This window comes from Burkholderia sp. WSM2230 (assembly GCF_000472445.1).
Taxonomy (GTDB): Bacteria; Pseudomonadota; Gammaproteobacteria; order Burkholderiales; family Burkholderiaceae; genus Paraburkholderia.
Window position 1 is genome coordinate 145,596 of record NZ_AXAJ01000001.1, and the last position, 22,776, is coordinate 168,371.

At 60.7% G+C, this 22,776-nt stretch carries 22 protein-coding genes; 21 read left to right on the forward strand and 1 reads right to left on the reverse strand.

The features are described from left to right. Positions 1-354 precede the first annotated feature (354 nt). The 7 genes from A3AC_RS0100645 to A3AC_RS0100675 all read left to right on the forward strand — a co-directional run bounded on the left by A3AC_RS0100645 (position 355) and on the right by A3AC_RS0100675 (position 7,774). Entirely contained in the window at positions 355-1,278 is a 924-nt protein-coding gene (locus tag A3AC_RS0100645) for an AraC family transcriptional regulator (RefSeq protein WP_025596539.1), read from the forward strand. Between the two features lie 341 nt (positions 1,279-1,619). Then, positions 1,620-2,837, forward strand: a complete 1,218-nt coding sequence (locus tag A3AC_RS0100650) for a porin (RefSeq protein WP_025596540.1) — start codon at positions 1,620-1,622, stop codon at positions 2,835-2,837. A 113-nt stretch (positions 2,838-2,950) separates the two neighbouring features. Then, positions 2,951-4,192, forward strand: a complete 1,242-nt coding sequence (locus A3AC_RS0100655) for a cytochrome P450 (protein WP_025596541.1) — start codon at positions 2,951-2,953, stop codon at positions 4,190-4,192. A gap of 180 nt (positions 4,193-4,372) precedes the next feature. Further along, positions 4,373-5,131, forward strand: a complete 759-nt coding sequence (locus A3AC_RS0100660) for a glucose 1-dehydrogenase (protein WP_025596542.1) — start codon at positions 4,373-4,375, stop codon at positions 5,129-5,131. 321 nt (positions 5,132-5,452) lie between these two features. Further along, positions 5,453-5,758: a DUF4148 domain-containing protein gene (locus A3AC_RS0100665; RefSeq protein ID WP_025596543.1), complete on the forward strand. Its 306-nt coding sequence runs from the start codon at positions 5,453-5,455 to the stop codon at positions 5,756-5,758. An 80-nt stretch (positions 5,759-5,838) separates the two neighbouring features. Further along, positions 5,839-6,663 carry a FadR/GntR family transcriptional regulator gene (locus A3AC_RS0100670; RefSeq protein WP_156924555.1) on the forward strand — a complete coding sequence of 275 codons (825 nt, stop codon included), beginning with the start codon at positions 5,839-5,841 and terminating at the stop codon, positions 6,661-6,663. A gap of 121 nt (positions 6,664-6,784) precedes the next feature. Beyond that, a complete protein-coding gene (locus A3AC_RS0100675) occupies positions 6,785-7,774 on the forward strand; it encodes an IclR family transcriptional regulator (RefSeq protein ID WP_025596545.1) in 990 nt (329 codons plus the stop codon). A gap of 13 nt (positions 7,775-7,787) precedes the next feature. Here A3AC_RS0100675 and A3AC_RS0100680 read toward each other — a convergent pair whose 3' ends face one another. After that, positions 7,788-8,861: a porin gene (locus tag A3AC_RS0100680; RefSeq protein ID WP_025596546.1), complete on the reverse strand. Its 1,074-nt coding sequence runs from the start codon at positions 8,859-8,861 to the stop codon at positions 7,788-7,790. Between the two features lie 434 nt (positions 8,862-9,295). On the opposite strand from A3AC_RS0100680, the gene A3AC_RS0100685 reads away from it, so the two are divergent. Genes A3AC_RS0100685 through A3AC_RS0100750 form a run of 14 tightly spaced genes read left to right on the forward strand, consistent with a single transcriptional unit; the run spans position 9,296 to position 22,701 of the window. Continuing rightward, positions 9,296-9,610, forward strand: coding sequence for a non-heme iron oxygenase ferredoxin subunit (locus A3AC_RS0100685; protein WP_025596547.1), 315 nt, complete (start codon positions 9,296-9,298; stop codon positions 9,608-9,610). A 1-nt stretch (position 9,611) separates the two neighbouring features. Then, the gene (locus tag A3AC_RS0100690) at positions 9,612-9,923 is read left to right on the forward strand and encodes a recombinase-like helix-turn-helix domain-containing protein (protein ID WP_025596548.1); all 312 of its coding nucleotides are present in this window, start codon (positions 9,612-9,614) and stop codon (positions 9,921-9,923) included. 48 nt (positions 9,924-9,971) lie between these two features. Then, a complete protein-coding gene (locus A3AC_RS0100695; RefSeq protein ID WP_025596549.1) occupies positions 9,972-11,066 on the forward strand; it encodes an aromatic ring-hydroxylating dioxygenase subunit alpha in 1,095 nt (364 codons plus the stop codon). Further along, entirely contained in the window at positions 11,059-11,826 is a 768-nt protein-coding gene (locus A3AC_RS0100700; protein ID WP_025596550.1) for an SDR family oxidoreductase, read from the forward strand. Before A3AC_RS0100695 ends, A3AC_RS0100700 begins: the two co-directional genes overlap by 8 nt. 26 nt (positions 11,827-11,852) lie before the next feature. Continuing rightward, on the forward strand, positions 11,853-12,380 hold the full coding sequence (locus A3AC_RS0100705; RefSeq protein WP_025596551.1) for a cupin domain-containing protein: 528 nt from the start codon (positions 11,853-11,855) through the stop codon (positions 12,378-12,380). A 36-nt stretch (positions 12,381-12,416) separates the two neighbouring features. Further along, on the forward strand, positions 12,417-13,331 hold the full coding sequence (locus A3AC_RS0100710; RefSeq protein WP_025596552.1) for an alpha/beta fold hydrolase: 915 nt from the start codon (positions 12,417-12,419) through the stop codon (positions 13,329-13,331). Next, entirely contained in the window at positions 13,328-14,212 is an 885-nt protein-coding gene (locus tag A3AC_RS0100715; RefSeq protein WP_025596553.1) for an IclR family transcriptional regulator, read from the forward strand. The genes A3AC_RS0100710 and A3AC_RS0100715 overlap by 4 nt, the downstream gene beginning before the upstream one ends. Beyond that, on the forward strand, positions 14,209-15,015 hold the full coding sequence (locus tag A3AC_RS0100720) for an SDR family oxidoreductase (RefSeq protein ID WP_025596554.1): 807 nt from the start codon (positions 14,209-14,211) through the stop codon (positions 15,013-15,015). Before A3AC_RS0100715 ends, A3AC_RS0100720 begins: the two co-directional genes overlap by 4 nt. Beyond that, the gene (locus tag A3AC_RS0100725) at positions 15,008-16,666 is read left to right on the forward strand and encodes a thiamine pyrophosphate-binding protein (RefSeq protein ID WP_025596555.1); all 1,659 of its coding nucleotides are present in this window, start codon (positions 15,008-15,010) and stop codon (positions 16,664-16,666) included. Before A3AC_RS0100720 ends, A3AC_RS0100725 begins: the two co-directional genes overlap by 8 nt. Continuing rightward, complete coding sequence (locus A3AC_RS0100730; RefSeq protein ID WP_025596556.1) at positions 16,659-17,489, forward strand: aspartate dehydrogenase; 831 nt, start codon at positions 16,659-16,661, stop codon at positions 17,487-17,489. Before A3AC_RS0100725 ends, A3AC_RS0100730 begins: the two co-directional genes overlap by 8 nt. A 51-nt stretch (positions 17,490-17,540) precedes the next feature. Next, positions 17,541-19,031: an aldehyde dehydrogenase gene (locus A3AC_RS0100735; RefSeq protein WP_025596557.1), complete on the forward strand. Its 1,491-nt coding sequence runs from the start codon at positions 17,541-17,543 to the stop codon at positions 19,029-19,031. Between the two features lie 17 nt (positions 19,032-19,048). Then, positions 19,049-20,014 carry a VOC family protein gene (locus A3AC_RS0100740; RefSeq protein WP_025596558.1) on the forward strand — a complete coding sequence of 322 codons (966 nt, stop codon included), beginning with the start codon at positions 19,049-19,051 and terminating at the stop codon, positions 20,012-20,014. Continuing rightward, positions 20,007-21,272 (forward strand): NAD(P)/FAD-dependent oxidoreductase, encoded by a 1,266-nt coding sequence (locus A3AC_RS0100745; protein ID WP_025596559.1) that lies wholly within the window; start codon positions 20,007-20,009, stop codon positions 21,270-21,272. The genes A3AC_RS0100740 and A3AC_RS0100745 overlap by 8 nt, the downstream gene beginning before the upstream one ends. Before the next feature lie 25 nt (positions 21,273-21,297). Continuing rightward, positions 21,298-22,701, forward strand: coding sequence for an MFS transporter (locus A3AC_RS0100750; RefSeq protein WP_025596560.1), 1,404 nt, complete (start codon positions 21,298-21,300; stop codon positions 22,699-22,701). The last annotated feature ends 75 nt before the right edge of the window (positions 22,702-22,776 follow it).

Sequence of the window (22,776 nt, forward strand, 5' to 3'; positions counted from 1 at the left end):
TCAATGGACCAAATAAGTGGCGTTGTTGATCGGCACGAATCGGGTTCTCATCGTCGCTATTGAGCAGTGGAGTTCGCTATGGACAGCGGCAGTACATCATTACGTTGGTTAGTCGAAAAGTGGCTACAACCCAATGCGGCAACGCCCGCTCGAGTGGTCCGCGTGAAGCACGGCCGGGCGCGATCCACACGCTGCGTCCGTGTTGAGATCAGTCGTTCATCAGACGTATTCTCGGTTTTCTTTTTCCGGCATGACGACGGCTCGTGGTGCGTGTTTCCGCCCCATACCCATGGTCCTACAATGGCCGCACACCGGTTTGCTAATTGAGGAATAAAAAACCTGGGATGGTCTCAAGTGGACTTGCTGACTGATATCGTCAGATTGATGCGTCCGCAGTCGGTTTTGTGGCGCACTCTTGAAGAACAGGGACGCTGGGGAATGAGCGTTCCTCGCCGCGACGAGCCGGTCTTTTGCCTGGTCGTCGCGGGCCATTGCTGTTTCGTGCCGCCAAAAGGGTCGCCGTTGCTCTTGCGGCAAGGTGACTTCGTGATGTTGAACGCAACCTCGCGCTATTCGTTGGGAAGCGGGTTGGACGTCATGCCGGCACTGGCCGCACTCTCTGTCGACGCCCAGCAGGCGGACTATGTCCGCTGGAACGACGGTAAAGGCGGGGATGAAGTGCGTCTCGTCGGCGGGTATTTCCAGGTCGAACCTGAGCACTCCGAGCTTCTCACGAGTTTGCTGCCGGATCTTCTCTATCTCCGGTCTTCCGATGAGGAAGCCGGACGTCTGACCCGCATCGTCGAATTGATCGGTGAAGAATCGCTGTGTCAATTGGCCGGACGGGAACTGGTAATGGGCCGCCTGGTGGAGATCATGCTGGTCGAAGTGTTGCGCCGTCCGATGCTGAAAATCGAGGGGCAACGGACCGGCTGGCTTAGCGGCATGGCCGATCCACAGATTGCGATGTCGCTGCAAAAGATGCACGCCGACGTTGCGCATCATTGGACGGTGGAAACCCTCGCAAAGCAAGTCGGCATGTCACGGGCCGTGTTCGCGCGCCGCTTTGCCGAGTGCGTCGGGCTGGCTCCTGCCACTTACCTTTCGAACTGGCGCATCGCGCTTGCCAAAGATGCGCTGCTAAACACCGACCGCTCGGTAAACGACATCGGTCTCTCGATCGGCTATCTGTCCGATAGCGCGTTCAGCACTGCGTTCAGCCGCATCGTCGGATCGTCTCCCGCGTCCTTCCGGCGCGAGGGGAGGACGGCGTCCTGAGCGAGCTATCGGGGGATCTGCTCGTTTCATCGTTTTTTAGTATTGTCCCTTCTTTTAGACACGCCGTATCGTTTGCACATCATCACCGCCTTGCTGTCACTGTTGACCTGCAGTCGGGAAGCGGGGCTGAGGCGCGGCTCAATGATTGCCGATGGCGTTAGTAGTAGTTCTAAGTATTAGTGGGTGAAATTGATCGTGCGATCACTGTCCGCATCGTTCCATGCGTGTGCGGCAGGGGCCGACAAGAAAATTATGCATCTTCGGGGTTGGCGATAAAAAGAAAAAATCTTGGGAAGCCCCGAAAGATTTGCAGATCCATTAAATCAGAGAAGGAGACAGGAATGAACCACCCGAGGTTGATGTTGGCGTCCGCTGCCTTATTCGTTTCCCAGGTTGCGTCGGCTCAAAGCAGCGTAACGCTCTATGGCGTGATCGATTTCGGCTTGAACTTCGTCAACAATGCGCAGACTGTTGCTAACGGCAGTCGAACGGGCCGCCATCAATATGGAATGAGCAGCAGCATCATGCAGGGCAATCGTTGGGGGTTGCGAGGGACGGAGGATCTTGGCGGTGGCTATAAGGCCATCTTTGTACTGGAGAGCGGCTTCGACGTTGGCACTGGCAGTTTCCAGCAAGGAGGCGACCTCTTTGGCCGGCAGGCGTATGTCGGAATTTCCACGCCTTATGGAACCGTAACGCTTGGACGTCAATACGATTCGGTCGTGGACTTTATCGGGCCACTCACCGGCGCGGTAGGAAACGGAACCTATTCGTTGCACGGCAACGACATCAATAACTTTGGCAACACCTACCGTGTCAACAACGCTATCAAATTCACCTCGAATACCTACGGCGGTTTCAGAGTCGGCGGGCTGTATAGCTTTGGTGGAGTAGCGGGGTCGTTTGGAACCAATAGCGTCTTTTCATTGGGAGGTTCATACGGCTTCGGAGGATTGACGGTCGCCGCAGCTTTTCTCAGAGCACGTGATCCGAATCGGTCATTCTGGGGAAACAATGTCAATAGTTCAGCAACTGCCAGCAACCTCGGTTCGATATCCGGTGTGCAGGTCAATCCGGTGTACGGTGGATTCGCCTCGGCATCCGCTTACCAGGTAGCGGGAGCGGCTGTGCAATACGCTTTCTCCAGCGTCATTGTCGGCGCGACTTACTCTCATATCAGCTTTCGCGACCTGAACAACCCCGCATCTGGAAACCTGGCGCTCACGAATCCTCGCGGCTATACGGGTAGCGCGTCTTTTAACAGTTATTCTGCTTTTGTACGCTACAGCCTCACACCGTTCCTGTGGCTGAATGGTTCTTACGACTACTTGACCGGCGGTGCAATCGACGGAAAAGAAGGCGCGAAATACCACCTGATCAACGCGACCGTCGACTACTTCCTGTCAAAGCGGACAGATGTGTATTTCATGGCGAACTATCAGATCGCGTCGGGAGTCGATTCGACCGGTCAGCCCGCAGTGGCGTCATACCTGACGATCACACCTTCAAATAACTCCCGGCAAGTTGTTCTGCGTGTCGGTATGAGACATCTGTTCTAGAACGCGTCGCCCTTTCTGTTCACCTGTTTCATGCGGCAGGCGAACCGTCTCTTGCAAATCTCAAGTAACACCGCGCTTTGCTAATTTCGCAACTTAAAAGGAGAGTGCTGAACATGTCCACTCAAGATGCAGAAATCAGGTGCCCATTTGCTCAGCAAACATTCCCTTGGCCGCGCGATGTCGAGGCGCCACTGCAGCCTCCATCACAATACGCCGCGGTGCGCGAAAAGGGGCCGATGGCGAAGGTCCAGCTCTGGGACGGCAGTAGCGCCTGGATCGTGACGGACATGGAACATTTCAGGGAGGTGCTGACAAACCCAAACTTCAGCGCTTCGCCACTAGTCGCAGGTTTTCCGTTTGTTACGCCAGCGCGTGCCGCGCAGTCGAAGTCGTATCAGACATTCATTACCATGGATCCCCCCGAGCATGGGCACTATCGCCGCATGCTGACCAAGGAATTCATGGCGAAGCGTATGCAGGATCTGCGGCCGTTGGTTCAGCGCTCTTTGGACACGCTTCTTGATGAAATGGAAAAAAACGGCGCGCCCGCAGACTTTATTAAAGACGTCGCGTTGCCGCTGCCCTCGCTGGTGATTTCTATCATGCTGGGGGTGCCGTATGAGGATCACGCAAAACTCCAGAAGTGGAGCGCGGATCGTATGAACCTGTCTATTGCTCCAGAAGCCCTGACGCGCTCGGCGAAGGAGATGACGGACTATATCGATCAACTGTTGCGCAAGAAAGAGCAGGACCCCGGGGATGGCAGCGATCTGCTGAGCAGATTGGCGGTCGAGTGGGTGAATCCCGGCAAGCTGCCGCACGCAGAAGCAGTTCAGATGGCGACGCTGTTGTATCTCGCCGGGCATGAGACGACGGCTAACCAGATCGGTCTCGGACTACTCAGCTTGTTTCAGCATCCTGAGCAGAAGGCGGACATGATGTCGGATCCCTCTTTGGTTCGTGGGGCTGTCGAAGAAATGCTCCGTTTCCATTCGATCACGCACATGAATTCCAACCGGGTCGCAACCGCCGATGTCACGATTGGCGGACAACTGATCCGCAAAGGAGAGGGTGTGCTTGCGCTGCTGCATGCGGCGAACCACGATCCGGTCGCGTTCCCGAATCCGGAAAGATTTGATATCCATCGCGAGAACAATGGATCCTCTCACGTAGCTTTCTCATTCGGAATTCACCAGTGCCTGGGGCAACCGTTGGCGCGGCTCGAACTTCAGGTTGTATTCGAGACCTTATTCAAACGATTTCCGAATTTGCGGTTGGCAGTTGAATTCGACGCGCTGCCTTTCAAGAGTCAATCGTTTGTTTATGGTCTCAGGGAGCTGCCGGTGAGTTGGTAAAGGAGTACTTTCCGAACGTCAGAGAGATGGACCGGCTAATTGTTGGCGGAGTCGTTATGAACTGGAAATTTGTTGCTGCAATCAATTTGCGAGAAGGCGTCGGGATCTTTTTGTCGTTCCTCGCAGATCTGGCTAGCGTGGCATAGCGGCCCTCTCCCAATTCTACGAAGGACGGGATGAATGAGCAGGTTATTCGATAACAAGGTAGCACTGGTGACCGGCGGAGCATCAGGCATAGGAAGGGCTACCGCCATTGCCTTTGCCAGACTCGGAGCGGCGGTGGTCGTCGCGGACGCCGATAGGCAGCGCGGCCAGGACGTTGTGCACTACATCAACGAGAGTCTCGGCGAACAGGCGCTCTTCATAGTCGTAGACGTAACCGATCCTGACTCCGTCCAGAATATGATCCGAACTACCGTTGACCGGTTTGGCGCGCTGGATTGCGCGTTCAACAATGCGGGCGTCCCGGACAACGCGAGCAGCTTGCGGGTTTCTACTCAAGCTAACTGGGACCGTGTCATGTCGGTCAACCTCGAGGGCGTTTGGCATTGTATGAAGGCAGAGCTTGACCACATGTTGATCGCGGGGAAAGGTGCGATCGTGAACAACGCATCGCGCTCAGGGTTGGTCGGCGTTCCCAGCGACGCCATCTACGGAGCGGCAAAGCATGGTGTGATCGGACTAACCAGGGCTGCTGCGGTCGAGTTTGCGCCCAGGCAAATAAGGGTCAACGCGGTTTGTCCCGGGCTCGTCGAGACAGCATTGACTCAAGCGAGGTTTGGCGACGATCTCATACCGCGTTCCAGACTAGCGAATCCGCTCGGACGAATGGCACAACCGGAGGAGATCGCGGAATGTGTCGTCTGGTTATGTTCCGATGCAGCATCGTTCGTGGTGGGCGTGGCGCTGCCTGTAGATGGCGGGGCGACAGCTCGCTGAGGTTCCTCGATCGTTTCCGACCGTCCAACTATACAAACAGAGAACCGGGCGATAGAAACAACTCCCGCCTTTTCGAATTTCTCCATTCGCTTGCGGCTACACCGCCTGAAACGCGCGCAGGCCTGCGCGCGACCATTCGAACCATAGCGAGTACGTGCTGAAGCGTTCTTCCTCCGTGCAGATCTGCGCTGATCGTCGCGGGAATTGTTGCAACGCCCGTAATAGATAATCTGTAAACGTCTGCTTAATCAGCCGTCGCCCTGTCGTTAGACTTCCTTCAAAGGTAGGTCCATTGAAGCGCATTCACGAAGGAGTCTTGCTATGAAGTCCACGTTCCACGCGGCGGTCGCAACTGTCGTTTTGCTTGTCCCGTTGCTGGCGACCGCCCAGCAACAGGGCAGCGGACTGCAGCGCGCTCAGGTACGCGATGAGTTGACGTCGCTTGAGAGAGCGGGCTACACCCCTGGCTATCCAGCTAGTTTGCAAGCCGCGCAGAGCCGCCTCGCATCGGGCGCAGATGCGGACACGGCACAAGGCAGCGGTTACGGGCCGTCAGCGCAGGGCTCGTCACAGGCGGGCCGGGCCGCTAATCTGAGTACCTCGCAGTCGGTCTATTTTGGTCTTTAAAGGAGGCGAGAGTGGAGCGGCGCAGCAAGGGTGACGAGGAGGCGCGTAGTCGGAATGCGAGTTGGCGACAACATGGACGCGTGACCGATCAGGAATTCGCACCGAACACGCCGATCCTCGTCTCTACGGCAGCCCACTCTGATTCTTCAAACCCGTTGACCATGCAACAGTCAGCCGAGTCGGAAAGTACTCACCATAACTCTTCTGCGCCGGCGCAGTCTCTTCGTGTCGGCGACAGGATTCTGGAACAGATTCGTCTCAAGCTGAGCACGGGTGAACTGGTTCCGGGAGACAAATTGCCGAGCGAACGCGATCTTGCCGAGCAATTAGGTGTCGGCAGAAACGCAGTTCGTGAGTCGTTACGTGTACTGGAAGCGAATGGCGTATTGACGATCAGGAAAGGTCATACGGGTGGCGCATTCATCAGCAACGGCGATCTAAGCGTAACCGTCTCGGGCTTAGGCGATGTTCTCCGGTTACGCGGCGGCCAGGTGAGTGAAATATCCGAGGTTCGACTTTGGATGGGGGAAGTAGTCGCGCGCGCCGCATGCGAACGCCGCACTCCGCGTGATATCCAGAAGTTGCACGAAAGCCTGGAGCACGTGGAGCAAAGGCAGGCGGCCGGCGATCTGAAGGGCAGCCTCGCTGCAGCGGCCGAATTTCACGTGATATTGGCAGAGTGCAGTCATAACTCGCTGCTTGTTTTGATGATGGAGACGATCATGGGAATTACGTCGCAATTCGCCTCCGACTTTGGAATCAACGCGAGTGAATTTGCATTGAACGAACGGCGGGAAATCGTCGATGCAATAGAGGCACGCCAGATTTCAAAGGCGACTGCTGCGATGAAAGCTCACCTCGACAACGTCCACTCCCGATACCAGAACGCAGTCGGCGGGCCGTAGCTACTTACACAGCCATGTTACGGCAAGCGGCCTCGCGCTGAGGACCGCATTCAGGCATAGCACCGCAAAGACGCTATCATGATGATCTGACCTCTACGAACAGCGGAAAGCGGCAGTCAAGATGGCAAAAGAAGAGCAGACAGGAGCGGGACGCAAACAGGCAAGGCCACGCGCTGCAACAGCGCCGGGCTCGCACGACGACGCCATTTCGCCGGCGCAACCAGGCGGCGCGGATTGGACTGCTTCCCCGGCTGTCATGAGCGCCGAAGAAGACAGCGCCGGCGGCTCGACCTATCTCGTGCCGGGTCTCGAACGCGGGTTGCGCATCCTTGCCGAATTCAGCGCGCGCGAGCCGGTGCTCGGCGCGCCGGAACTGTCCAAACGCATCGGCATTCCGCGGACCACCACATTCCGTTTGTTGCAGACGCTGGAGGCGCTCGGCTTTCTCGAGCGTGTGAACGGCGACCGCTATTTCCGCCTGAGCGTCGCGGTGCTGCGGCTCGGTTTCGAATATCTCAATTCGCTGGAACTGACCGACGTCGGCACGCCGATTCTCGAACGCCTGCGCGATGCCACGGGCTTGAGTTCGCATCTGCTGATTCGCGACCAGCGCGACGTGGTGTTCGTCGGCAAAGCACAGACGCACGAGCCCATGTTCAGTTCCGTCAAAGTGCATGTCGGGACACGCTTGCCGGCACATGCAACGGTGCACGGCCAGGTGCTGATGGGCGACCTGACTTTCGACGAAATGCGTCAGTTGTATCCCGAGCCGCAACTCGAACGTTTCACCGAACGCACGCCGGCCACCGTCGAAGAACTGTATGGAAGAGTGCGCGAAAGCGCGGCGCTCGGCTATGCGCTGAGCGAGGCGTCGTTCGAGCGGGGCATCTCCGTGGTGAGCGCGCCGGTGCGTGATCAGAGCGGCAAGATCGCCGCCGCGTTGACGGTCACCATTCCGCGCTCCGACCTTGGCGAGGCTGACGAGCGCGAGCCGCTCATCGCCGCTGTCTGCCAGGCGGCGCTTGAGTTGTCCGAGCGGCTTGGTCATCGGCCGCGGCCGGACGATCCCACAGCACTGCGGGCTCGCCGCAAACCGGTCGCGGCGAGCTAGCCCATCCTCGAGATCAGAACGAGTGGTGGATGCCGGTCAGAACGATCGTCTGGTTCCGACCGCTCGATACACCTGCCGTAAAGAAGGCGGCGTTGGTGTTGGAACCCGCGCGCTCATAGAGCGCGTTCACGTACAACTGCGTCGATTTCGACAGTGCATACACATCGCCGATCTCGAACTGAGTCCAGCGGCGTCCTGCCAGCGTGGTAGTCGCGGCGCCGCCGGATACGCTGTTAAACGGCGTGAACTGATAATTCGCGCCCACGTCGTAGCTCTGATACGTGTCCGAATGCCCCGCCGACTGCAGTTTGACTCGCGTGTACAGGCCGTGCACGAGCAACTTGCCGAACTGGTATGACACGCCCGCGCCCATGTTCTGCACCTTGTCTGCGCTGTAGTTGGCCGCTGCCACGCCCTGAAAATTCGCGATGCCCGTGGTCACGATAGACGGCGTGCGATTGTGTTCGTTCGCATAGGTCGCGCCGGCCTTGAACGGACCGTTAGCATAGCTAAGCGCAAAGCTCAGAGTCTTGCCGGTCGAGAAGTTGGTGGTGTTGCCAAGGCCCATCATCGCGCCAAATGAGAAGCCGCTGAAACTCGCGGAGCGGAACTTCACCGAGTTGTCGAACGGCACGACACCGGTATCGGCGAGTTCGTCGATATTGCCCGGATGGAACGCATACCAGCTCGCGGCCAGATAGGCCGTGCTCAGCGGACCCAGCACGTCGAAGCTGAACGGCGTCTGATGGCCGAACGTCAACGTGCCGATCTTGTCGGAACTCAAACCCACGAACGCCTGGCGGTTGAACAGCGTGCCCGATTTCGCGAATGCGCCTGTGTTCGTATAGAAGCCGTTCTCCAACTGAAAGATCGTCTTCAGGCCGCCGCCGAGATCTTCCACACCCTTCAGGCCCCAGCGGTCCGGTTGCATGTTGCCTTGTTCCTCGATCCACTTCGAGTGGCCGCCCGCATTGCTGATGTACGCAATGCCGGCATCCAGGCTGCCGTATAGCGTGACGCTGCTCTGCGCCCATGCACCTGTCGTGGCGCAGATTGCCGTCAAGCCGGCCGCAATGATGTGCTTCACCGTTGGTTCTCCTGGTTGGACGACGGATGGCTCGCGCCCTCTCCGACGTCCTCATCTTTTACTTGGGTTAATGCAGTTCTGAACGAGCGCCAAAACTGCCACGCTTTGTGTTCCACCTATGGGCGTTTGTATCGCCTATGGAAAAGTATAGAGACTCCGAAAGTGGTCAAAATAAATTTTCGGGGTCCGTATAAACCCGAGGCCGCGCGGCGACACCTGCCGCTGTTCTCCCCCGAGAACGCGGTGTGGTAAGGCCTCCGGCCTTGGCTCCATGCCCCTCAGACGACGCAATGATGTGTTGCGAAAGCCACAGTCAGTGTTTTCCCCTAACGCCTCAGATTTTTATTTTTTCTCGCGAGACCCACTCCTATAATTATCCATACACGAACTGATGTTCCGTATATGGAACATAAGGCCTCAGGAGAAGGCGAGACATGACTGAACAATGGCGCTGTGCCGGCCATGCCGGCGATCTGTCCGAAGATGCGCCGATCGAGTTCAAGCTCGACGGCACGGAAATCGGCATCTACAAGGTGGGCGACGAGCTGTACGCGCTCGAAAACGTCTGCCCCCATGCATATGCGCTGCTGACGCAAGGCTTTATCGACGGCGACACCGTCGAATGCCCGCTGCACGAGGCCGTATTTCACATTCCGACGGGCAAGTGCCTGAAAGAGCCCGGCGGCCGCGACCTGAAGATGTACTCAGTACGTCTCGCCGGTGAAGAAATCCAGATCAAGGTGGAATGACATGCGAGAGGTAGCCGTGAACTTCAATCCCTTCCTGAAACCGTGGCTCGCGCCGCAGCCGAACAATGTCGCCGGCAAGGGCGTGATCGAGAAGCCGGGCGAGACGGAGAACTTCGTCTGGCAAACGCGCAAGGCGGAGCCGACGCAATACGAAAACGACTTCGGCGACGCGCTCGAAAAAGTTTTTGAAGCCGGTGCGGTCGAGTTGCAGGAAGTCGTCGACGGTTTGAACGGCATGGGTTTCCGCACACCGGAAGGCAATGCATGGAACGCCGAGCGCCTTGCCGCCGAATTCCGTCTGCTCGCCGAATAAGCGCCTTTTCCGAACACGTTTTCTCGCATCCGCATCCGGAGTCTCTTCATGACGTCCCCCACTACAAGTCAACATGCTGCCGATCCGATCCAGTCATATCTGGATCGCGGACTGCGCAACTACTGGTATCCCGTCGCGCCGAGCTGGCAAGTCGGCGACGCGCCCATCGGCATTACGCGCCTCGGCGATCAGATCGTGCTGTGGCGCGACAAGGAAGGCAAAGTCCACGCGCTTGAAGATCGCTGCCCGCACCGCGGCGCGCGTCTGTCGCTCGGATGGAATCTTGGTGGCAGCGTCGCATGCTGGTATCACGGCATCGAAGTGAATGGCAGCGGCACCGTCACTAAAGTGCCGGCCGTGTCGGCGTGTCCGCTGGAAGGCCAGAAGTGCGTGAAGTCGTATCCGGCCGAAGAGCATGCGGGCGCGATCTTCCTGTGGTTCGGCGACGACGCGCACAAGGAGCCGCAGCCGCTGAAGCTGCCGGAAGAGCTCGTCGGCGAGGAATACGCGAGCTTCCTCTGCATGTCGAACTGGAAGTGCAATTACCAGTACGCGATCGACAACGTCATGGACCCGATGCACGGCGCCTATCTGCACGCGACCTCGCACTCCATGGCCGAAGGCGACAAGCAGGCGGACATGCGCGTGCGCAAGACCGAAACCGGTCTGATGTTCGAAAAGGTCGGCCAGCGCGACGTCAACTTCGATTGGGTCGAGCTCGGCGAAACAGGTTGTCTGTGGATGCGCCTCGCGATTCCGTACAAGAAGAAGTTCGGCCCGGGTGGCAACTTCGGGATCATCGGCTTCGCCGTTCCCGTCGACGAAAACAACTGCCAGGTCTATTTCTGGCGTACCCGAAAGGTGCAAGGCTGGCAGCGCGACGCGTGGCGGTTCATGTATCGCAATCGTCTGGAAGGTTTGCATTGGGCGGTGCTGGAACAAGACCGCTATGTGCTCGAAAGCATGGCGCCCAATGCGCGCGAGCACGAATTCCTCTATCAGCACGACGTCGGCATGACGCGCGTGCGCCGCATGCTGCGTCAGCGCGCGCAACAGGACTTCGCCGCACTCGAAGCACATCGCGCGCAAGCCGCTCAAGCTGGCGCAGCGCAGACCGAAGTCGCGGGCCACGGCCATGCATAACCACACGCCCATCGCGCTCGATGGCCGGCGCGTCCTCGTGACGGGCGGCGCGCGCGGTCTCGGCGCGGCGTTCGTGCGCGCGCTGGTGCAAGCGGGAGCGCAAGTCGTATTCGGCGACGTGCTGCATGACGACGGCGCGGCGCTCGCGGCATCGCTGCGCGAGCAAGGCCACGCTGCGACCTATCTGCCGCTTGACCTGGCGAATCCCGAAAGCATCACGCAATTCGCCGCGCAGGGCGCCGCGCAACTTGGCGGCATCGACGCGCTGATCAACAACGCGGCCATCACCAACTCAGGCGGCAAGTTTGCCGACGAGTTGTCCGTCGATACCTGGGACGCCGTAATGAATGTCAACGTGCGCGGCACGTGGTTGATGAGCACTGCCGCGCTGCCCTATCTGCGCGAGTCGGGCCGCGGCGCGATCGTGAATATTGCGTCGGACACGGCAATGTGGGGCGCGCCGAAGCTGCTCGCCTATGTAGCCAGCAAGGGCGCTGTGATCTCGATGACGCGCTCGCTCGCACGCGAATTCGGCGCGCATCAGGTGACAGTCAATGCGATCGCGCCTGGCCTGACGGAAGTCGAAGCGACCGCTTACGTGCCCGCCGAGCGTCATCAGTATTACCTGCAAGGCCGCGCGCTCGCGCGCGCGCAAGTGCCCGACGACGTCACCGGGCCGGCGCTGTTCCTGTTATCCGATGCCGCGCGCTTCGTGACTGGCCAACTGCTGCCGGTGAACGGCGGCTTCGTGATGAATTGATCTTGTCGAATCGAAAGGAGAAAGAAATGGCGGACGCCGATATCGAACGCAAGTCGTGGGAGCAACCCGCGGACGCGAGCTTTGCACAGTGGCTGGACAGCCGCGTCGCGCGGCTGGAAACGCGTCGCTACGACTGGGATGCGCTCAAGTTCCAGGCCGACTACGACCCGAAGTATCGCCGCGCGCAAATGCGCTATGTCGGCACCGGCGGCACGGGCGTCGCGAAGGACATGAACACGGTGCCCGCAGGCGGCTTCACGTTTTCGACGATGGTGATCCCGGCCGGCAATATCGGCCCGAGCCATATTCATATGGATGTCGAAGAAATTTTCTTCGTGCTGCGCGGCAAGATGAAAGTGATCTGCGAGAAAGACGGCGAGACCTGGGAAGCCGTGCTTGGAGAGCGTGATCTGATCTCGGTGCCGCCGGGCGTGTATCGCACGGAAATCAACATTGGTGAAGAAGACGCGCTGATGTGCGTGATGCTCGGCTCGCCGAAACCGGTCACGCCGACGTATCCGCCTGATTCGCCGCTTGCGAAGCTCAAGCGCTAAGCCAACGCCTTTGTGAAAACCGCTGGGAAAGAAGCCATGTCCGCAGTCCCCTCCGTCGCCGCCGAATCGCATGCCACGCTCGAAGCGCGTCTTGCGCGCTTTCCTGCGCGGAGAATTGCTTTGGCATCGCAACGCGTGGTCGGCTATCGCGAGGCCAACGATGCGGACATCTCCGCGCACGACGCATTGCCGCTGGTGCTGCTCCACGGCATCGGTTCGGGGGCGGCTTCGTGGGTGCAGCAGTTCGGGGCACCAGGCGTGAATCGCCGCGTGCTGGCATGGGATGCGCCGGGTTACGGCGAGTCCACGCCGGTTGCTGCGACGTCGCCCATAGCAAGCGACTACGCGAGCGTGCTGGGCGAGTGGCTCGACGCGCTTGGCGTCGAACGTTGCGTGCTGGTCGGCCATTCGCTTGGCGCAATCATCGCTGGCTCGTTTGCTGCGAATCACCCGCAGCGCGTCGCGGGTCTGCTGTTGATGTCGCCAGCAGGCGGTTACGGCGCGGCGTCCGCTGAAGTGCGCGACACGAAGCGCGATCAACGTCTTGCGATGCTGAACGAACTCGGCCCGCAAGGGCTCGCGGAAAAACGCAGCACCAACATGTTGTCGGTTCACGCGAGCGACGAAGCACGTGCATGGGTGCGCTGGAACATGTCGCGTGTGATTCCGCACGGCTACGCGCAGGCCACGCATCTGCTCGCCAACGCCGATCTCGCCGCCGACCTCGCGCGCTTCAAGGGCCGCGTCAGCGTGGCGGTCGGTGCGGACGACAGCATCACAACCCCCGCCGCGTCCGAGCGTCTCGCGCTCGCCGCCGGCACTCAATTGCAAGTCGTGCCACGCGCGGGACACGCCGGCTATATCGAGGCAAGTGCCGCATACAACACGATCATCGACACATTCTGCCGCGCAAGCGCCGGAGAACGGAGCCAGAACGGAGCCAATGAATGACGCCCGACGCCATCAACGAACGCGACGCCGACGACGAGCGCAACGACGGCAACAGCGACTCGAGCTATCGCGTGCCGGGTCTGGAGCGCGGTCTGAAGATACTGACCGAGTTCTCGCCGCGCGAGCCGGTTCTCGGTGCCCCGGAATTGTCGAAGCGCCTCGGGATTCCTCGCACGACTGTTTTCCGTCTGCTGCAAACGCTCGAGTCGCTCGGTTTTCTCGAACGCGCCGACAAAGACCGCCACTATCGGCTCGGCGTCGCGGTGCTGCGGCTCGGCTTCGAGTATTTGAGTTCGCTCGAATTGACTGACCTGGGCCTGCCGATCATCGAAGCATTGCGCGATGAGACGGGCCTCACCACGCACATCGTGATTCGCGACGGACGTGACGTCGTTTTCGTCGCAAAAGCGCAAAGCCACGCGCCGATTTTCAGTTCGGTGAAGGTGAACGTCGGCACACGCTTGCCCGCGTATGCCACCACGCACGGTCAGGTGCTGATGGGCGACATGACGCTAGACGAACTGAAGAAGCTCTACCCCGAGCCCGAACTGGAGCGCTTCACGAGACAAACGCCCGCGACGGTGGACGATCTGTACGAACGGATTCGCGACGACGCACGGCGTGGTTTCGCGATCAGCGAATCGTCGTTTGAACGCGGCATTTCCGTTGTTAGCGCGCCGGTGCGCAACGACACCGGGCGCATCGTGGCCGTGATCACGACCACGATTCCGCGGCAGGAAATCGACGCGTCGCTGCTGGACAGCGGCCTCGTCGACAAGGTGCGCCGCGCGGCCGACGAACTTTCGCAGCGGCTCAACTACCGGCCGGGCAACGGTTCGAACTCGGGCAGCAAATACATGAAGGCACTGGGACTCAAATGATTCAATTCGATCTGAGCGGGCAGGTGGCGGTGGTGACGGGCGGTTCGTCCGGCATCGGTCTCGCGTGCGCGGAACTGTTCCTGCGGGCCGGTGCATCGGTTGCAATTTGCGGCCGCGATACAGAGCGGCTCGTGGAAGCAGAAAAAGCGCTCACCGGGCAGTTTCCACAGGCGCAGTTGCTCGCACGCCGTTGCGACGTGCTCGATGCCGAAGACGTCAGCGCTTTTGCGCAAGCGGTGCAGGCACGCTTTGGCCGCACGGACATGCTGATCAACAACGCAGGCCAGGGCCGCGTGTCGACGTTCGCCGATACCACCGACGAAGCCTGGCGCGAAGAACTCGATCTCAAGTACTTCAGCGTAATTCGCCCGACCCGCGCGTTTCTGCCGATGCTGCGCGATGCTGCGGGCGCCGGCAATGCGGCGATTGTTTGCGTGAACTCATTGCTTGCACTGCAACCGGAGCCGCATATGGTGGCGACCTCGTCGGCGCGTGCGGGCGTGCAGAACCTGATCAAGTCGCTCGCGGTGGAACTCGCGCCGCAGCGCATCCGCGTCAATTCGATTCTGATCGGCATTGTCGAATCGGGGCAATGGCGCCGCCGTTACGCGAAAGAAGCGCAGCCGGACCAGACCTGGGAAGACTGGACCGCCGAGTTGGCGCGCAAGAAAAACATTCCGCTAGGCCGCTTCGGCAAACCCGAAGAAGCCGCTCAAGCGCTCTTTTATCTGGCTACGACGCTGTCGTCCTACACGACGGGCAGTCACATCGATGTTTCTGGAGGCGTTGCACGACATGTCTAACAAAACCACCGTTGGCGAGCTGATCGCCGCCTTTCTCGAGCAATGCGGCGTGAAAACCGCATTCGGCGTGATCTCGATTCACAACATGCCGATCCTCGACGCGATCCATCAACGCGGCAAGATTCGCTATGTCGGCGCGCGCGGCGAAGCGGGCGCAGTGAATATGGCCGACGGTCTCGCGCGTGTGTCCGGCGGTCTCGGCGTGGCTTTCACCAGCACGGGCACCGCAGCGGGCAACGCAGCCGGCGCGATGGTCGAAGCGCTGACCGCGGGCACGGCGCTCTTGCACGTGACCGGTCAGATCGAAACCGAATATCTCGACAAAGACCTCGCGTACATCCACGAAGCACCGGATCAGTTGTCGATGCTTCAGTCCGTCTCCAAGGCCGCCTATCGTGTGCGTTCTGTCGAAACCGCGCTGCCGACCATCCGCGAAGCCGTGCGTGTTGCACAAACCGCGCCGAGCGGCCCGGTGAGCGTCGAGATTCCAATCGACATTCAAGCGGCCGAAATCGAATGGCCCGCCGATCTGGCCGCGCCGCACATCGGCACGCTCACGCATTGCACGCAGCGCGTCGCCCAACTCGCCGAGCAGCTCACGAAGGCCAAACGCCCGCTGTTGTGGCTCGGCGGCGGCGCGCGTCATGCGACGCATGCGGTCGAGCGTCTGGTCGCGCTCGGCTTTGGCGTCGTGACGAGCGTGCAGGGCCGCGGCGTGTTGCCGGAAGATCACCCGGCAACGCTCGGCGCCTTCAATGTACATGCCGCAGTGGAAAGCTTCTATAAGACCTGCGATGCGTTGGTGGTCGTCGGTTCGCGTTTGCGCGGCAATGAGACGCTCAAATATAAGCTCGCGCTGCCGCAGCCGCTCTATCGCATCGACGCCGATGCGCTCGCCGATAACCGCGGCTATCGCAACGAAATGTTCGTTCACGGCGATTCCAAGGCGGTGCTGGAAGAACTCGCGACGCTGCTGGAACGCCGCATTAAGGTAGATCCCACATTCGGGCAGGATCTCGCCGCAGCGCGCGAAAGCGCCGTCGCGGATGTGGGCAAGGGTCTCGGCCCCTACAAGCGTCTGGTGGACGCGCTGCAGGCGGCGGTGGGCCGCGACTACAACTGGGTGCGCGATGTGACGATTTCGAACAGCACGTGGGGCAACCGCATGCTGAACATTTTCTCGCCGCGCGCAGGCGTACATGCGTTGGGCGGCGGCATCGGCCAGGGCATGCAGATGGGCATCGGCGCGGCGCTCGCGGGCAGCGCGGCGAAAACCGTGTGCCTTGTCGGCGACGGCGGCCTGATGGTGAACGTCGGCGAACTCGCTACGGCCGTGCAGGAAAACGCCAACGTGATGATCGTGCTGATGAACGATCAATGCTACGGCGTAATCCGCAACATTCAGGACGCGCAATACGGCGGGCGCCGCTGCTACGTCGATCTGCATCAGCCGGATTTTGCGCAGTTCTGCGAGAGCCTGAAGCTCACGCATTACCGCATCAAGTCGCTCGATCAGGCCGACGCGATCATCCGCGAAGGTATGGAGAAGACCGGTCCGGTGCTGGTGGAAGTAGACATGCTGTCGGTCGGCTCCTTCGCCACTGCGTTCGCGGGGCCGCCCGTCAAGGAACAGGAGCCGGAACATGCGTGAAGCGGGCTACGCGGGGCATCACGCACCCGTCGACGTCGCGATGATCGGCTTCGGCGCGATCGGCCAGGCGGTGTATCGCTCGGTTGCCGCCGATCCGACCGTACGCGTGTCGCACGTGATCGTGCCGGAACGTCATATGGCGTCGGTGCGTGAAGTGGTCGGCGGTTCGGTGGATGTCGTCGCCTCCGTGTCCGCGCTCTCCAGCCAGCCGCACTTCGCGCTGGAATGCGCGGGACACAGCGCGCTTGTCGATCACGTCGTGCCATTGTTGAAGGCCGGCACTGATTGCGCGGTCGCGTCTATCGGCGCTTTGTCGGACATGACGTTGCTCGACGCGTTGTCGGCCGCAGCCGATGAAGGCGACGCGACCTTGACGCTGCTCTCGGGCGCGATAGGCGGCGTGGATGCATTGGCCGCGGCCAAGCTCGGCGGTCTGGACGAAGTGCTGTACACGGGCCGCAAGCCGCCTACGGGTTGGCTCGGCACGCCCGCCGAACAGGTCTGCGACCTGAATGCGTTGAAGGAAGAGCAGGTGATCTTTGAAGGCAGCGCGCGCGAAGCGGCGCGTCTTTATCCGAAGAACGCCAACGTGGCCGCGACGATCGCACTGGCCGGCCTCGGCCTCGACCACACGACGGTACGGCTGATCGCCGATCCCAACGTGACGCGCAATGTGCACCGCATTCTCGCGCGCGGCGCATTCGGCGAAATGTCGCTAGAGATGTGCGGCAAGCCGCTCCCAGACAACCCGAAGACGTCCGCATTGACCGCGTACAGCGCGATTCGTGCGCTACGCAATCGCGCGGCGCGCTGCGTGATCTGAGCCAACTCCAGCCGATTCAGCCAACAGCTCAAGCAAACCGGAATGACCGACATGACTCACTTCGATACCAGCCTCGTGCCGACCGGCGATATTTTTCTCGGCGGAGAATGGCGGCAAGGGCGCGGCAACCCGTACAAAAGCCTGTATCCGGCGGATCAGTCGGTCAACATGGAAATCTCGACGGCCAATGCCGACGATGCCCGCGAAGCCGTGGAGGCCGCGGACCTCGCCTGGCGCCGTGCGAACTGGTCCGGTTTGAAGCCGCATCAACGCGCGCTGATTCTGTATCGCATCGCGGATCTCATCATGGCACGCCATGAAGCGCTCGCGCAATTGCAGAGCCGCGACAACGGCAAGCCGATTGGCGAAACGCGCGTGCTGGTGGCGAGCGCCGCGAATACGTTCCGCTATTTCGCGGCATGCCTCGAAACGCTCGAAGAAGAAGTCACCCCTTCGCGCGGCGACTATCTGACGATGAGCGTGTATGAGCCGATCGGCGTGATCGCTGCCATTACGCCGTGGAATTCGCCGATTGCGTCGGATGCGCAGAAGCTCGCGCCGGCACTGGCAGGTGGCAACGCGGTGGTGCTCAAGCCTGCCGAAGTGACGCCGTTGATCTCGTTGGCCCTCGCGCGCATTTGCGAAGAAGCCGGCGTACCGAAGGGTGTGATCAGCGTGTTGCCGGGCAAGGGCTCGGTGATCGGCGACGTGCTTGTGCGTCATCCGCTCGTCAGGAAAGTGTCGTTTACCGGCGGCACGGAAGTGGGCCGTGGCATCGCACGCATTGCGGCGGACAAGCTGATGCCGGTGTCTTTGGAACTCGGCGGCAAGTCGCCGACCATCGTGTTCGACGACGCGGATCTCGATCACGCAGTGAACGGCGTGCTGTACGGCATTTTCAGTTCGTCGGGCGAGGCGTGTATCGCCGGTTCACGGTTATTCGTGCAGCGCTCGATCTACGACGCCTTCATGAAGCGTCTTGTTGAAGGCGCACGCAAATTACGCGTCGGCGATCCGTCGCGCGCTGAAACGCAAATGGGTCCGCTCATCACGCAGGCGCATCGCGAGACCGTCGAACGTTACGTCGCGTTGGGTCTTGAAGAAGGCGGACGCCTGCTATGCGGCGGCGAGCGTCCAGTCGGCGACGGCCGTGAACAGGGCACCTACTACCAGCCGACGATCCTCGAAGGCCTCACCAACAGCGCACGCATCTGCCAGGAAGAAATCTTCGGCCCGGTGCTGGTTGCAATGCCGTTCGACGACGAAGCGTCGCTCCTGAAGGAGGCGAACAACAGCGTGTTCGGTCTCGCGGCCGGCATCTGGACGCGCGACTACAAGCGCGCTTACCGGATTGCCCGCGCGCTGGAAGCCGGCACCATCTGGATCAACACCTACAAGCTGTTCTCGATCTCGACGCCGTTCAGCGGCTGGAAAGAGAGCGGCATGGGACGCGAGAAAGGCCGGCTCGGCATCCGCGAGTACATGCAACAGAAGAGCCTCTACTGGGGCTTGAACGACGCGCCGCTGGCGTGGGCCAACTGATACGCAAGAGGCACGGTATGACGATTCTCGGCATTGAACAGATTATCTACGGCGTGACGGATCTCACCACCTGTCGCCGCTTTTTCGCGGACTGGGGCTTGAAAGAAGTCGCTCACGACGAAACGCACGCGCGCTTTGAGACGCTCAATGGCTGCACGATTCTGGCCGTCGATGCAAACGACGCGTCGCTGCCGCCCGCGTTCGAAGAAGGTCCGACGCTGCGTGAAGTGACCTGGGGCGTCGCGACCAAAGCGGAGCTCGACGAACTGCGTGGCCGCTTCGCCGGTCAGCCGGGCCATTTCGAAACCGACGACGCCGTCGGCTGCATCGACCCGAACGGCATGGCGATTCGCGTGGAAGTGACTCGCAAGCGCGCACTCGACATTCACGGTTCGCCCTCGAACGTATGGGGCCAAACATTGCGCGTCGATCAGCCCTCGCCGATCTATGAACGCGCCGAGCCGGTCGAAGTGGGCCACGTGGTGTTCTTCACGAACAGACTCGCTGCACAGGAAAAGTTCTATCACGAACTGCTCGGCTTCGAGATGTCAGACCGCTATCCGGGCCGCGGCGCGTTCATGCGTTGCGCGCCGCACGGCGGCCACCACGACATTTTTCTGCTGGCCTTGCCGAACGGGAAACGCGGATTGAACCACGTCGCGTTCACCGTGCGTGACATCCACGAAGTATTTGGCGGCGGCATGCATATCAGCCGCTGCGGCTGGGACACGCAGCTTGGGCCGGGACGTCATCCGGTTTCGTCGGCGTACTTCTGGTACTTCCAGAATCCCGCAGGTGGCCTGATCGAGTATTACGCCGATGAAGACCAGCTCACGCCCGACTGGCAGCCGCGCGATTTCGAACCGGGCCCGACCGTGTTCGCTGAATGGGCGATAGACGGCGGCATCGACGGCAATACGCGTCGCCAGAAAAACGCGAAGGCGCCGGAAGGCAAGTTCATGACGGAGCGCAAAGATGACTGACGCTGCTACTGCAAAGGCTCAGGCCGCGCACGCTGCACTCGAAGCGCCGCGCACGATCGTCGTGATCGGCGGCGGCCAGGCGGCCGGTTGGGTCGTGAAGACGCTGCGCAAGGAAGGCTTCGACGGCCGCCTTGTGATGATCGCCGACGAAGTGCATCTGCCGTATGAACGGCCGCCTCTTTCAAAAGCGGTGCTTGCCGGCGAGGCCAATATCGACACTGTGCGTCTCGTGAAGCCGGACGATTTCGACGCGTTGAATATCGAAGCGTGGCAGCCTGACTGCGCAACGTCGATTGATCGCGCAGCGCGCATCGTTCGCACGCAAGCGGGCCGCGAAGTGCAATACGACCGCCTCGTGATCGCCACCGGCGGCGCGGCGCGACGCTTGCCCGAATCGCTCGTGAAGACCGCGCACATCGCGTATCTGCGAACGCTCGACGAAGCGGTCGCATTAGGCGAACGGCTGCGCGCAAGCAAGCGCGTGCTGGTCGTGGGCGGCGGCTGGATCGGTCTGGAAGTCGCGGCGACGGCACGCAAGCTCGGCGTCGATGCAACGGTGGTTGAAGGCGCCCCGCGTCTATGTGCGCGCTCGTTGCCGCCGATGGTGTCGGACTTTCTTCTCGGGCTGCATCGCGCGAATGGCGTCGATGTACGGCTTAACGCCTCGCTCACGAAGCTGGAAGATCATCCGAACGACGCGAACCGCATTCGCGCGACGTTTGCCGATGGTTCGACACTCGACGCCGATTTCGCGGTGGCCGGCATCGGCCTCACGCCTCATACGGCGTTGGCGGAAGCGGCGGGCGTGAAGGTGGAAGACGGCATCGTGGTCGATCATTTCGGCGCGACCGACGACCCGCGCATTTTCGCGTGCGGCGACGTGGCGAATCATCCGAGCGCGTGGCTCAAGCGTCGCGTGCGGCTGGAATCGTGGGCCAATGCGCAAAATCAGGCGATTGCCGCAGCGAAAGCGCTGCTCGGCACCTTCGAACCGTATGCCGACATTCCGTGGTTCTGGTCGGATCAATACGACGTGAACCTGCAGATTCTCGGCGACATTCCAGCCGATGCGCAGCTCGCGGTGCGCGGCGACCTGCCAGGTAAGCGCGCGACGCTGTTTCATCTCGAAGACGGCGCAATTCGCGGCGTGATCGCCATTAACACTCCACGCGAGCTGAAGCTCTCGCGCAAGTGGATGAATCAAGGCCGGACCATCGACCTTGCCACACTGACCGACGCCTCGACGGCGCTTGCCTAACCACACATACGGACGGCACAACGGCATGAGAACCATCGACAATACACTTGGGGACCGCAGCGGCGCGGGTGTTTCAGGTCCTGTAACGAGAGGCTCGATCATCGCGCGACTCGAGCGGCTGCCGAAGAATGCAATGCAGGTGCGCGCGCGTATCCTGATCGGTCTCGCAACTTTCTTCGACGGCTTCGACGTGATCGCCATCGCGGCCACGCTGCCCGTGCTGATCGCGAAGTGGCACCTTACGCCGTGGGAAATCGGTTTTCTGATCGGCTCCGGTTCGGTTGGACAACTGATCGGTGCATTCGTGTTTCCGTGGTATGCCGAGCGTCATGGGCGCGTGCGCGCGATTGCGCTGAGCTCGGGGATCATCGGCATAACCAGTATTGCGTGCGGATTTGCGCCGACGTTCGCGGCGTTCGTCGTGTTGCGCGTGATTCAGGGACTCGGGCTCGGCGGCGAACTACCCGTTGCGGCGACGTACATCAACGAGATCAGCCGTGCGCATGGCCGCGGCCGCTTCGTGCTGCTGTATGAAATCGTTTTTCCGGTCGGCTTGCTTGCTTCGAATGCACTGGGTGCGTGGATCGTGCCGCGTTTCGGCTGGCAGGCCATGTACTTCATCGGCGGCATGCCGCTGATTCTGTTTTTTGTGCTGCGCAAGCTCGTGCCGGAGTCACCGCGCTGGCTCGCCGAACGCGAACGCATGGCCGATGCCGATGCCGCGGTGCACGCATTCGAGCGTGCAACGAAAGGTCCGCTGCCGCCGGTTGCGCATTCGGCCGAATTTGAAGCGATGGCGAATCGTCATCCAAAGCGCCGAATGAGCGATCTGTTCGGTCCGGCTTACCTCAAACGCACGTTGGCCGTCGCAATGCTGTGGATCACGTGCGGGTTCATTCAGTACGGTCTTTCGACCTGGCTGCCCACGATTTACCGCACTGTCTATCATGCGCCGCTGCAACTCGCGTTGAATCTGGCCGTGGCCGCCTCGGTGCTAGGTGTGCTGGGATCGTTGACTTGCGCGTTGCTGGTGGACAAGGTGGGGCGCAAGCCGATTATCAATCTGTCCTTTGTGGCGTGCGCGATTTCGCTGCTGCTGGCAGGCGTGCTGCATGATTCGTCGGTGTATGTGGTGGCGACCTGCTGTGCGCTTTCGCTTGGCTTTCTCGCTTGCGGTTTTATCACGGCTTATGTGTACACGCCGGAGCTGTACCCCACGAGCATCCGTGCGATGGGCTGCGGCGTAGGCGGCGCGTGGCTCAAGGTGGCAGCGATCTTTGCGCCGGCCATCGTGTCGAAGACGATGATCGGCGGCAATCTGCAGTTTGCGTTCTATATTCTCGCGGCTGTGCCGTTTCTTGCGGCGGTGGCGGTGCACTTTCTCGGCATCGAGACCAAGGGTAAGGTGCTTGAGCAATTGGAGGCTTGACCCTGCGTTTCGGCAAAAAGCGCTAACGGTGCCCGCAGATTACGCCAATGTAAGAGTCGACCAAAGCCGCGAGGC